The sequence below is a fragment of the Roseateles sp. genome (assembly GCF_049240545.1).
Classification (GTDB): Bacteria; Pseudomonadota; Gammaproteobacteria; order Burkholderiales; family Burkholderiaceae_C; genus Paucibacter_A.
This window is the reverse complement of sequence record NZ_JBMLSK010000219.1, coordinates 1-13,230: the sequence shown is the minus strand read 5'-3', so window position 1 is coordinate 13,230 and position 13,230 is coordinate 1. Positions and strand designations below refer to the sequence as shown.

General features: G+C 62.2%; 7 protein-coding genes and 2 pseudogenes. All 9 read left to right on the top strand.

Features of this window, described 5'->3' with window-relative positions; genetic code table 11:
- The first annotated feature begins 11 nt into the window (after positions 1–11).
- Positions 12–377, top strand: a complete 366-nt coding sequence (locus ACOVRJ_RS15430) for a response regulator (RefSeq protein ID WP_422044720.1) — start codon at positions 12–14, stop codon at positions 375–377.
- 47 nt (positions 378–424) lie between these two features.
- On the top strand, positions 425–784 hold the full coding sequence (locus tag ACOVRJ_RS15425) for an STAS domain-containing protein (protein ID WP_422044719.1): 360 nt from the start codon (positions 425–427) through the stop codon (positions 782–784).
- A 2-nt stretch (positions 785–786) separates the two neighbouring features.
- Positions 787–3,045 (top strand): chemotaxis protein CheA, encoded by a 2,259-nt coding sequence (locus tag ACOVRJ_RS15420; protein ID WP_422044718.1) that lies wholly within the window; start codon positions 787–789, stop codon positions 3,043–3,045.
- Positions 3,046–3,098: 53 nt separating this feature from the next.
- On the top strand, positions 3,099–5,975 hold the full coding sequence (locus tag ACOVRJ_RS15415; protein WP_422044717.1) for a methyl-accepting chemotaxis protein: 2,877 nt from the start codon (positions 3,099–3,101) through the stop codon (positions 5,973–5,975).
- Between the two features lie 71 nt (positions 5,976–6,046).
- Positions 6,047–7,009 (top strand): annotated as a pseudogene (locus tag ACOVRJ_RS15410) (MCP four helix bundle domain-containing protein); the annotation flags it as partial.
- Positions 7,010–7,075: 66 nt separating this feature from the next.
- Positions 7,076–8,524: a methyl-accepting chemotaxis protein gene (locus tag ACOVRJ_RS15405; protein ID WP_422044757.1), complete on the top strand. Its 1,449-nt coding sequence runs from the start codon at positions 7,076–7,078 to the stop codon at positions 8,522–8,524.
- A 53-nt stretch (positions 8,525–8,577) separates the two neighbouring features.
- Positions 8,578–11,043, top strand: coding sequence for a methyl-accepting chemotaxis protein (locus ACOVRJ_RS15400; protein ID WP_422044716.1), 2,466 nt, complete (start codon positions 8,578–8,580; stop codon positions 11,041–11,043).
- Positions 11,044–11,102: 59 nt separating this feature from the next.
- Positions 11,103–12,041, top strand: a pseudogene (locus ACOVRJ_RS15395) (PAS domain-containing protein); the annotation flags it as partial.
- Between the two features lie 321 nt (positions 12,042–12,362).
- Positions 12,363–13,230: methyl-accepting chemotaxis protein (locus ACOVRJ_RS15390; protein ID WP_422044756.1), on the top strand; the 868-nt coding region annotated here is incomplete at its 3' end.

The window sequence follows — 13,230 nt, the reverse complement described above, 5'->3', positions numbered from 1 at the left end:
AAGAGGCAGACATGAGCAAGACAGTTTTGGTCGTAGATGATTCGGGCAGCTTTCGAACCGTGGTCAAGCTGGCCCTGCAAAAAGCGGGCTATAGCGTCGTCGAAGCGGTCGATGGGCAAGACGCCATTGGCAAGCTGGATGGAGCCAAGATCAATCTGATCGTCTGCGACGTCAATATGCCGAATATGGACGGGCTGACCTTCCTCAAGCATGTGAAATCGCTAGCGGCCTACAAGTTCACCCCGGTCATCATGCTGACGACCGAATCGCAGGAAGCCAAAAAGGCAGAGGGCCGTTCCGCCGGCGCCAAAGCCTGGATCACCAAGCCCTTCCAGCCATCACAGCTGGTCGACGCCGTCAACCGCCTGTGCGTTTGAGCTGATCACGTCCAGTGTGGGGCCCTGCAGCCCCAAGGGAGCACACCATGCCCGACCCCTCTGATGCCGATGGCACGCTGAGCCTGACGCTTGGCCCAGAGCTGACCATTGCGCAAGCCGCCGACACCCACGGCATCCTCTTGGCTGCCATGAAGCAATGGGGCGGCCCCTTGATAACGCTGGAATTGAGTGCAGTCAGCGATTGCGACAGTGCCGGCATCCAGCTGCTGCTCGCGACCCGCCGCAGCGCCATGGAGCGCGGCGCTCAGCTGGAATTGCTCCAGCCCAGCGCCGTCGTCCTCAGCGCACTGCAGTGCTATGGGCTCGATGTCCAGCTCAATCCGATTCGGCGCGCCCGCGGGCCTGCTGCCTCCCTGGCTCCAACCACCGTAAGCGAGGACGCCTGACCATGTCCATGACCGACGACGATGCCGAGATTCTGGCCGTTGCGAGGGCCGGCTTCCTGGATGAAGCGCAAGAGATGTTGCGCCAGTTCGAGCAAGGCCTGCTGGTGCTGGAGAACGACCCGGCCGATGCCGAGAGCTTGAACTCCGCCTTCCGGGCCGCCCACACGATCAAGGGCACGGCCGGCATGTTCGGGCTGGAAGCGGTGGTCACCTTCACCCATGAGGCCGAGACGCTGCTGGAAGCGCTGCGCGCCAACCAGCGCCAGCTCGACGATGATGTGATGAGCGCCCTGCTGGAAAGCCGAGATCAGATCGAGTTGCTGCTGGGCGAGGTACAAAGTGGTGAAGCCGATCCCAAGACTGCCGCCAGCAGCGCCGCTTTGGCCGCCCGCTTGCGGGCGCTGCTGGGGCAGACTGCACCCGCTGCTGCGCCGCCGGCCGCCATCGCCGCGGCACCCGAACCCGAAGCCACCGAAGCAACCGAGCTTTACTGGCATCTGTCCTTGCGCTTCCTGCAAGACAGCTTGCGCAACGGCCTGGACCCGCTGTCCTTTATTCGCTACTTGGGCAAGCTGGGCGAAGTAACAGACATTCGCACCCAATGCGAGGCCGTGCCTGCGCTCGAGTCGCTGGACGCCGAAGCCTGCTATCTCGGCTTCGAGTTGCGTTTCCAAAGCACAGCCACGCAGCAACAGATCGAGCAGGTGTTTGAGTTTGCGGTGGATGACAGCGATGTCGTCATCCTGCCGCCGGGCGCCAGCCCAGCCCAGTTCGAAGACTTGGCCAGCCGGCGCTGCGGAGAAGACGCCGCCGCCCGCGTCACGCTGCTCAATACCTGGCGCGAAATGGGCATCCCTTTCGAGGTGCGCCTGGAGATCGCCGCCGCCCCGGCAGGTGAAGCGCCGCCGATGGTGCCGCACATCGAGCGCCGCAGCGCGCCAGCTGCTGGTGAAGCCAAACGAGGCAGCGACCGCCGCAGCGGCGTAGGCGAGCGCCGCGAAGGCGGGCGCGACCGCCGCGCCGGCGACGAGACCCGCTTTGTGCGCGTGCGGGCCGACAAGCTCGACAAACTGATCGACCTGATTGGCGAATTGGTGATTGCCGGCTCGGGCGCGCAAATGATTGCGCATCAGGAAGGCGCCGAGGTCTTGCTGGAGGCCACCCAGCGCGTGATGGATCTGGTGCAAGAAACCCGCGACGGCACCTTGGCCCTGCGCATGGTGCCGATCGGCGAAACCTTTGCCCGCTTCCAGCGCGTGGTGCGCGATGTCTCCAAACAGTTGGGCAAAGAAGTGGAACTGATCGTCACCGGCGGCGATACCGAAATGGACAAGTCCATGGTCGACGCCATCGGCGACCCCTTGATGCACTTGGTTCGCAACAGCATGGACCATGGGCTGGAGACCTTTGAAGAACGGCTGGCCACCGGCAAGTCAGCGGCGGGCCGTTTGGCCCTCAACGCCTATCACGAGGCCGGGGCGGTGGTGATTGAGGTCAGCGATGACGGTCGCGGCCTGGCCCGCGAGCGCATTCTTCGCAAGGCGGTGGAGCGCGAGCTGATCCCCGAGGGTCAGGTCTTGTCTGACCATGAGGTCTGGCAACTGATCTTCCAGCCGGGCTTCTCCACCGCCGAGCAAGTCACCGACCTGTCCGGCCGGGGCGTGGGCATGGATGTGGTGAAGCGCAGCATCGAGGCCTTGCGCGGCACCATCAGCCTGAGCAGCCAGGCCGGCCATGGCACGCTCACCCAGATTCGGCTGCCCTTGACGCTGGCGATGATCGACGGCTTCCTGACCATGGTGGGTGGGGTTAACTATGTGCTGCCCCTGGCCGCCGTGGCCGAGTGCATCGACGTGCCGGGGGAATGCAGCAGTCAAGAAGAGGCCCGCATCAGCGGCACCTTCAATCTGCGCGGTGAGGTCTTGCCCTGGCTGGATTTGGCGCGCTTTTACGGCGTGAAGCCTGACGAAAGCCGCCGCCGCAGCGTGGTGGTGGTGCGCGACGGTCCCACACGCGTGGGCCTGATCGTGGACCGTTTGATGGGCGAGCACCAAACCGTCATCAAACCGCTCTCCAGCATCTTTCAACACTTGAAGGCGCTGGCCGGTTCCACCATCTTGGGTTCGGGCGAGGTTGCCCTGCTGCTGGATGTGTCGGGGCTGTTTGCCGCCGCGATTCAAGACGGCCACCGCGCCCGGCATCTCGGGCGTGCTGGCGGCCAGTCTGCTCGCGCCCAGGACTTGTCGAACAGCCAGCGCTGACGCCGTACGTGCAGCCCAATCAAAACAAGAGCTAGAAACTCAGCGGAGCAACCATGATTCAGATCCTACGCAAACTGCAGCTCTGGCAGCGATTCGTGCTGCTGGCCCTTCTCGCCCTGTTGGCCTGCGGGATTCCGTTGTCCATGGTCTTGAACAATATGGGGCAACAGGTCGACGCCACCGTGGCCGAGGACGAAGGCATCACGCCCTTGCGGCCGACGATTCAGATCATGCGCCTGCTGCAGACGCACCGTGGCTTGTCGAGCCTGGCGCTGAGCGGTGATGCGCAAGCGCAGGCCAAGCTCAGCGGCAGCGAAGCCGAGTTGGCGGCGCAGTTCAAGGCGCTGCAGCAGGCGATGCCTCAGGACAATCCACGCTACAAGCCGGCCGTGGCGCGCGCGAGCGCCATACAGGCGGCCACCTTGAAGCTGCATGAGCAGGTCAACAGCAAGAGCCTGGACGGCGCCAAGAGCTTCAGCGCCCACAGCGACTTGGTGGGCGAAGTGCTGCTGCTGATCGAGAACATTGCGGATGCCTCGGGCCTGTCTCTTGACCCCGAGGAATCAACCTACTACTTGGTCACGGCCGTGGCCGAATACGTACCGCAACTGACCGAAGCTATTGCCCTGGTGCGCGGCAAGAGCGCAGGTCTGGTGCGGCAGATGAGCGCGGGCAAGGAAGCCAGCGCCGCTGATTTGGCCTCCTTGCACGATATGCGCGAAAAGTCAGACTTCTGGCGCCAGCGCAGTCAGCGCCAAATGAACAAGGCCTTGCAGAGCGACACGCAACTGGCGCAAGCGCTGAATATGCGCGCACAAGAGGCCCAGAAGGCCGCCGACAGTTTTCTCAAGCTGGCAGACCAGCAGGTGGTCAGTGGCAAGCCCACCATGAGCGCGGCCGAGGTCTTCGCACAAGGCACGACCGCCACCGAAGCGCAATACGCCCTGTTCGCCGCTGCAACCGACAATTTGCAACGGCTCTTGCATGAACGAATTGACAAGCTGCGCTGGCAACGCAATCTGGGCGCCAGCGCGCTCGGTGGGCTGGCGGCACTCGCGCTTATGTTTGGCCTGGCCATCGTTCGATCGGTGACCCAGCCGCTGCAGCGCGCACTCGCAGCAGCCGAGGCAGTGGCTGCAGGCGATCTGAACTGCAACACCCAAGACGCGGCGAAAGACGAGGTCGGCAGCCTGTTGAAAAGCTTCGGCCAGATGCAAAGCAATCTGCGCGATCGCATCGAGCGCGACGCCAAGATCAGCGCCGAAAACGGCCGCGTCAAAGAAGCGCTGGACACCTCGGGCACCAACATCATGCTGGCCGATGCCGACTACCGCATCATCTACGGCAACAAGGCCTTGCTGAACATGCTGCAAAAAAACGAGAGCGAGATCCGCAAGGACTTGCCGCGCTTTGAAGCGGCTCGCGTGGTCGGCAGCAGCATTGACGACTTCCACAAAAACCCCAGCCACCAGCGCGGCATGCTGGACCGCTTGCAGAGCACCCATAACGCCCGACTGAAACTGGGTGCGCGCACCTTTGACCTGATCATCAACCATGTGCGCAATGAGCAAGGTCAGCGCACCGGCACCATTGTTGAATGGAGCGATCGCACCGAGGAGTTGGCCGCACTGGCCCGCGAGCAACAACTGGGCCGCGAAGGCCGCCGCGTGCAGCAAGCGCTGGACGCCACCAGCAGCAATGTGATGATTGCCGACGCCGAGGGTGTCATCGTCTTCATGAACAAGTCGCTGACCTTGATGCTGCGTGGCAATGAGGGCGAGATTCGCAAGCAGTTGCCGCAGTTCGATTCGAACCGTTTGATCGGCATGAACTTCGATCGCTTCCACAAGAATCCGGCGCACCAGCGCGGCCTGATCGACCGCTTGACGAGCGAGCATGTGGCCGAGATCAAGGTCGCGGCGGCCAGCTTCCGCTTGATTGCCAGCCCCATCTTGGACACCGACGGCCAACGCCTGGGCACCGTGGTCGAGTGGCGTGACCGCACCGCCGAACTGGCCGCCGAGGCCGAAGTCAGCGCCATGGTGGACGGCGCCAACCAAGGCGACTTCACCCGCCGCATCGGGCTCGAAGGCAAGGCCGAGTTCTTCAAGATGCTGGGTGAGAAGTTCAACTCCCTGGTGGACACCGTCAGCGGCACCATCCGCGAGGTGCGCGTGGCGGCCGACCAGTTGAGCGGCGCCTCCGACCAGGTCTCGCAGACCTCACAGTCGCTCTCGCACTCCGCTTCTCAGCAGGCCGCCAGTGTGGAAGAGACCACCGCTTCGCTGCAAGAAATGGCAGCCTCGGTGAAACAAAACTCCGACAGCGCCAACGTCACCGATGGCATGGCCACCAAGGCGGCCAAGGAAGCCATGGACGGCGGGCAAGCCGTCGGGCAAACGGTCGACGCGATGAAACAGATCGCCACCAAGATTTCCATCATTGACGACATCGCTTACCAAACCAATCTGCTGGCCCTCAATGCAGCCATTGAGGCAGCGCGCGCGGGCGAGCATGGCAAAGGCTTTGCCGTGGTGGCGGCCGAGGTGCGCAAACTGGCCGAGCGCAGCCAAGTGGCAGCGCAAGAGATTGGCACCTTGGCCAGCAATAGCGTGAGCTTGGCCGAGAAAGCCGGCAAGCTCTTGAGCAATATGGTGCCGTCTATCCAGAAAACCTCGGAGTTGGTCCAAGAGATTGCAGCCGCTTCGGGCGAGCAGTCGCATGGCGTGGCGCAGATCAACGGCGCGATGAATCATTTGTCCACCGCGACGCAGCAGACCGCCTCGGCCTCGGAGCAGTTGTCGGCCACGGCCGAAGAACTCTCGGCGCAAGCCGCTCAGTTGCAAGAGCAGATGGCTTTTTTCAAGCTGGCCGAAGACCAGACGGCGGCAAGCGCCCAGAGCCGACGGTCCGGCGCCAAGCAGCGCTGAACCGGGACGCGCTAGAGCCACAAACCCCGAATCGACTCAAGGTCTCAACAACGTAGCAAAGTGAGCAACACATGAGCTTCAGCAATTTGAATATTGGGCAACGGCTTGGTTTGGCGTTTGCGTTGTTGTTGTCGCTGCTGCTGGCCTGCGTGGGCTTCGGGCTTTACGAGATCAAGCAAGCCAATCAGACCTTGGAACACATGGTGCACGATGTGCACAAAAAGACCACGCTGATGAATCGCTTGTCAGAGTCGGTGCACATCGTGCAACGCGTCCTCCGCAGCCAAATTCTTCTGGAGGATGTCTCTGCTATTGAACGCGAAGGCGCAAAGATCCTCGCCGCGCGAAAGACCTACGAACAGTCACGCGATGCTTTAGAAAAACTGCCTATCAACGCAGATGGCCGGAAGGCCTTGGACCAGGTGGCAGAAAAGGCCGCCTTGGCTCGCCCATTGGCCAATCGAGTCATGGAACTGGCTGCGCTCAACAAAGACGCCGAGGCCACCAAGCTCCTGCTGGACCAAGCCAGCCCCGCCGCTTACTCATGGCAAGAGGCTATCGACGCCTATGTTCAAATCCAAGACAGGCGTGCAGAGTCTGAGATTGAGAAGGCCGCAAAGGCCTACAACACCAGCCTGACGACCTTGGGGCTCTTGGCGGCTGTGGCGGTCTGCTTGGGGATTGGCGCGGCTTGGCTCGTGACTCGCGGCATCACCCGCCCGCTTGCCTTGGCCATCCAGACCTCAGATGCGGTGGGACAAGGTCAATTGGACAATCACATCCCCGCGGAGGGTCGCGACGAGCCCGGACGCTTGCTCGCCTCGCTGGCCCGCATGCAAGAGCAGCTCCGTGAACGCAATGAGCGCGACACGATCGCCTTGGCCGAGACCGGCCGCATCAAGCAGGCACTCGACGTCTGCTCGACCAATGTGATGATTGCCGACGCCGAGCTCAACATCATCTACGTGAACCGCTCGGTCACACGGATGATGCAGGGCAATGAGGCCGAACTGAAGAAGGCGCTGCCTAACTTCAATGCCCGGCAGCTGATCGGTGCCAATATCGATGTCTTCCACAAAAACCCGGCGCATCAGCGCGGCATGCTGGCCAAGCTGCAGACCGAGTACAAGACCCAGATCAAGGTCTCCAGCCTGGACTTTGGCCTGATCGCCAACCCCATCACCGATGCCAATGGCAAGCGCTTGGGCACCGTGGTCGAGTGGCGCGACATGACGCAGGAGCTGGCCGCGCGCGCGCGCGAGCTGGCTCTGGCGGCCGAGAACGCGCGCGTCAAGCAAGCGCTGGACATCTGCTCCACCAATGTGATGATCGCCGACCCCGACGGCAACATCATCTACAACAACAGCTCGGTCGCGCAGATGATGCAGCGCAACGAGGCCGAGCTGCGCAAGATCTTGCCGCAATTCAATGCGCGCGCCATCGTCGGCAGCAATTTCGACCAATTCCACCGTAACCCCTCGCATCAGCGCAATCTGCTGGGCAGTCTGAAGGGCGAGTACAAGACCGAAATCAAAGTCGCCAGCCTGACCTTCTCCTTGATTGCCAACCCGATCAACGACAGCCAAGGCCAGCGCCTGGGCACGGTGGTTGAATGGAACGACCGCACGCTGGAAGTAGCGGTCGAGAACGAAATCGGCAGCATGGTCGACAACGCCACGCAAGGCGACTTCTCGCAACGCGTCGGACTTGAAGGCAAGGCCGCTTTCTTCAAGATGCTGGGCGAGAAGTTCAACTTGCTGGTGGACACCGTCAGCGGCACCATCCGCGAGGTGCGCGTGGCGGCCGACCAACTCAGTGGCGCGTCCGACCAGGTTTCGCAGACCTCACAGAGTCTGTCTCACTCCGCTTCGCAACAGGCCGCCAGCGTAGAAGAAACCACCGCCTCACTGCAAGAGATGGCGTCCTCCGTCAAGCAAAACGCCGACAGCGCCAACGTCACCGATGGCATGGCCACCAAGGCAGCCAAAGAGGCGATGGATGGTGGCCAAGCGGTTGGCATGACGGTGGACGCGATGAAGCAGATCGCCACCAAGATCTCCATCATTGACGACATCGCCTACCAGACCAATTTGCTGGCCCTGAACGCGGCCATCGAAGCGGCGCGCGCCGGTGAGCATGGCAAGGGCTTTGCGGTGGTCGCCGCCGAGGTGCGCAAGCTGGCCGAGCGCAGCCAGGTCGCCGCACAAGAGATTGGCAACCTGGCCAGCAATAGCGTGCAACTGGCCGAGAAGGCCGGCGCCCTGCTCAGCAATATGGTGCCCTCGATTCAAAAGACCTCTGAGTTGGTGCAGGAAATCTCGGCCGCCTCGGGCGAGCAGTCGCAAGGCGTGGCGCAGATCAACGGCGCGATGAACCATCTGTCCACCGCCACGCAGCAAACCGCTTCGGCCTCCGAGCAACTCTCGGCGACCGCAGAGGAACTGTCGGCTCAAGCCTCCCAACTGCAGGAACAAATGGCCTTCTTCAAGCTGGCGGACGATGGTGTCGCCGGCTCGTCACAGGGCGGAAGAAGAACACGTAGCCGCTAAGCCACCACGGCGGACCGAGCCTTAGTCCGCCAGAAATCAAACAAGGTGTCGCAATGTCTCTCGTCAATCTGAAGATTGGTCAACGCCTGGGTCTGGGCTTCGCGCTCTTGCTGGTGATGCTCTTGGGCGTTGTCGCCTTGGCGCTGAAGGATCTGGCCACGGTGAATCATGCGCTGGAGCATGTGGTGGAAGAAAACTTCAACCGCATCGTGGATCTCAACAATATGTCTGAGCAAGCCCATGTGGAGCAACGCGTGGTGCGCAGCATGATCCTCATCAATGCGGCGGACGCGATCGAGGGCGAACGGAACAAGATCCTCGAGGCACGCAAGGCTTTCGATGCCGCCTTGGACTCGGTCGGTCTGAACACCAGCCGTGAAGAGGACAAACAGACCCTTGATGTGGCTCGCAAGCAAGCAAAGACCTCCCGTGAGCTGAATGACCAAGTGATGGCGCTTGCCACCAACAACAAGGATGAAGAGGCCGCAAAATTTCTACTCAGCCAAGCCAGCCCGGCCGCAAAAACACTGCAGACCACGATAGACAAGGCCATCAAGCTGCAGGTCGAAGACGCCAAGGCCGATGTCAGCGCCGCCTCGGCGGACTATGTCGCGGCGCGGACTTGGATGATGGGCACGGCGGCCGTGGCGGTCTTGCTGGTGGTGGTGATGGCCTGGGTCTTGACCCGCAGCGTGACGGCGCCGCTGGCAAAGGCGCTGCAGTTCTTTGACGCCATTGGCAATGGGCGCCTCGACAACGAGATTCGGGCCAATGGCAAGGACGAGACGGCGCAATTACTGAACGGTTTGTCGCAGATGCAGGCCAATCTGCGCGAGCGCAATGAGCGCGACAGCCGCATTGCGGCCGATAGCGCCCGCGTCAAACAGGCGCTCGATGCCTGCTCGACCAATGTGATGATCGCCGACACCGACGGTTTGATCATCTATATGAACCGTTCCGTCAGCAGCATGCTGGCCGGCAATGAAGCTGAGTTGCGCAAGGCCCTGCCCAGTTTCGACGCCAGCAAGCTGATGGGCGCCAATATCGACAGCTTCCACAAGAATCCTTCGCACCAAAGAAACCTGCTCGGTGGGCTGAAGGGCGAATACAGCACACGCATCAAGGTGGGCGAACTGTCGTTCAGCTTGATCGCGAACCCGATCAATGACGACAAGGGCACGCGACTCGGCACCGTCGTGGAATGGCGCGACCAAACGGCCGAGTTGGCCGCGCGTGACCGCGAACAAGCACTCGCCGCCGCCAATGCACGAATCAAGCAGGCTTTGGATGTGGCAGCCATGCCGGTTCGAATCTCGGCGGACGATGGCAGCATCGTCTATGTCAACGATGCCTTGATGGCGGTACTGCGCCGCGATGAAGCGGCCTTCCGCAGCGAGCTTCCGGGCTTTGATGTCAACAAGGTGCTGGGCGGCTCCATCGGTATGTTCTACCGCGACTCGGCCGCCGCCATCGAGAGACTGAAGAACCTCAGCGACACGGCCCACACCACCATGGTGCTGGGTGGCCGGACCTATGACGTCACCACCACCCCAATTCGTGACTCGAACGGACGGAACATCGGCACCGTCGGCCAGTGGCAGGACCGTACCGAGCAACTGGCGGCCGAAAAAGAGTTTGACGCCCTGACCAGCGCGGCCACCGGCGGCGACCTCAGCCAGCGCATTGGGCTGGAAGGCAAACAGGGCTTCTTCCGCCAGGTCGGCGAGAAGTTCAATGGCCTGATTGACACCATCAGCGGCACCATCCGCGAAGTGCGCACCGCGGCCGATCAGCTCTCGGGTGCCTCGGACCAGGTGTCGCAGACCTCGCAATCCCTGTCGCACTCGGCCTCGCAACAAGCGGCCAGCGTCGAAGAGACCACCGCCTCGCTGCAGGAGATGGCTTCTTCGGTGAAGCAAAACGCCGACAGCGCCAACATCACCGACGGCATGGCCACCAAGGCGGCTCGCGAAGCGATGGACGGCGGCCAAGCCGTCGGCATGACGGTGGACGCGATGAAGCAGATCGCCACCAAGATTTCCATCATTGATGACATCGCCTACCAGACCAATCTGTTGGCCTTGAACGCGGCCATCGAGGCGGCCCGCGCCGGTGAGCATGGCAAAGGCTTCGCGGTGGTGGCCGCCGAGGTTCGTAAACTGGCCGAGCGCAGCCAAGTGGCCGCGCAAGAGATTGGCAACTTGGCCGGCAATAGCGTCCAACTGGCAGAGAAAGCTGGCGCCCTGTTGAGCAATATGGTGCCCTCGATTCAAAAGACCAGCGAGTTGGTGCAAGAGATCTCGGCGGCGTCTGGCGAGCAATCGGAAGGCGTGGCGCAAATCACCAGCGCCATGAACCACTTGTCCACGGCCACGCAGCAGACGGCCTCCGCCTCGGAAGAGTTGTCCGCCACGGCAGAAGAACTGTCCGCGCAGGCAACGCAGTTGCAAGAGCAGATGGCCTTTTTCCGCCTCGCCGATGACAAGGGCGCGGGCGCCGCGCGCCATCGAGGTCGATGAGGCCTTGGTCCAAATCCCAGGTCCCTGATTCCTAAAGCAATAACAAAGAAAGGCTGCCCATGCGAAGCAATCTCCCCGTCACCCAGCAGGAGTACATCTTGCGAGAGGGCATGACCATCGTGTCACGCACCGACCTGAAGGGCCGCATCACCTACATCAATGAGGACTTCATCGAGGCCAGCGGCTTTGTGGAAGCCGAGTTGATCGGCCAGCCTCACAACTTGGTGCGCCACCCGGACATGCCGGAAGAAGCTTTTCAAGACATGTGGGACACCTTGAAAGCTGGGCGGCCTTGGACCGGCTTGGTCAAAAACCGCTGCAAGAACGGCGACTTCTACTGGGTGGTGGCCAATGCCACGCCGGTCAAAGAAGGCGAGGCGGTGTTGGGCTATATGTCGGTGCGCACCCGCCCCTCGCGCGACCAGATCGCGGCGGCGGATGGGCTGTATCGCCTGTTCAAGGAAGGCAAGGCCCAGGGCTGGGTGATACGCGAGGGTCGAGGCGTTCGAACCGGCGCCTTGGACAGCTTGCAGCAAGGCCTGAGCAGCCTGGGTTTGAATACCAAAATGATGTTGGGCAGTCTGGGCTTGGCCTTTGGCGCGGCCGGGCTTGGCTACGCCGTGCCACAGGCCAACTGGCCCTTGGCTGCCGCTTGTCTGGTGCTCAGCCTCGTGGCGCTGTGGAGCTTGCGCGCCAGTGCCGGTCGCTTGAGTCGGACCCTGCAGCAAGCGGGCCTGCAGTTCGAGCAATTTGGGCAAGGCCGCTTCGACGGCATCGTTGAGGCGCAAGGCCGCGACGAGCTGGCCGGCATGATGCTGGCGCTCAAGCGCGTTCAGACTCGTTTGGGCTTTGAGTTCGCCGACACCAAAAAGCGCGCCGATGATGCCGAGCGGATTCGGCAGGCCTTGGACGTGGCCGCCACCAATATGATGGTGGCCGACCCGGGCTACAACATCATCTACGGCAACGCCTCGCTGCGTGCCATGTTGGCCGCGGCGGAATCCGATATCCGCAAGGACTTGCCACGCTTCAACGCGGCCACCTTGATGGGCACCAATATCGACACCTTCCACAAGAACCCTGCGCACCAGCGCGGCATGCTGGACCGACTGACCAGCCCGCACAAAACCCGCTTGAACATTGGCGGCCGGCGTTTCGACTTGATCGTCAACCCGGTCATTGCCGACGGCAAGCGCCTGGGCACGGTGGTCGAGTGGAAAGACATGACGGCCGAACTGGCCGCGCTGGAACGCGAGGCCGAATTGGCGGCCGAAAACTCCCGCGTCAAACAGGCGCTGGACATCTGCTCCACCAATGTGATGATTGCCGACCCCGACGGCAACATCATCTACAACAACGCCTCGGCAGCGCAGATGATGCAGCGCAACGAAGCCGAGCTGCGCAAGGTGCTGCCGCAGTTCAATGCACGGGCGATTGTGGGTTCCAACTTCGACCAGTTCCACCGTAACCCCGCCCATCAGCGCAATCTGCTGGCCGGCCTGAAGGGCGAGTACAAGACCGAGATCAAGGTCAGCGGCCTGACCTTTGCGCTGACGGCCAACCCGATCAACGACGCACAAGGCGTGCGCTTGGGCACCGTGGTGGAGTGGAAAGACCGCACCATCGAGGTTGCGGTTGAAAACGAGATTGGCGGCATGGTGGACGGCGCCACGCAAGGGGACTTTGGGCAGCGCGTGCCGCTGGAAGGCAAGGAGCCCTTCTTCAAGATGCTGGGCGAGAAGTTCAACTCGCTGGTAGAGACCGTCAGCGGCACCATCCGCGAAGTTCGCACCGCTGCAGACCAGCTGTCGGGCGCCTCGGATCAGGTGTCGCAGACCTCGCAATCACTCTCACACTCCGCCTCACAGCAGGCCGCCAGCGTGGAGCAGACCACGGCGTCCTTGCAGGAGATGGCATCCTCGGTGAAACAGAACGCAGACAGCGCCAACCTCACCGATGGCATGGCCACCCAGGCGGCCAAGGAAGCAATGGATGGCGGCCAGGCGGTCGGCATGACGGTCGACGCGATGAAGCAAATCGCCAAGAAGATCTCCATCATCGACGACATTGCCTACCAGACCAATTTGCTGGCCTTGAACGCCGCGATTGAAGCCGCGCGGGCCGGTGAGCATGGCAAGGGCTTTGCCGTGGTGGCGGCCGAGGTGCGCAAGCTGGCCGAGCGCAGCC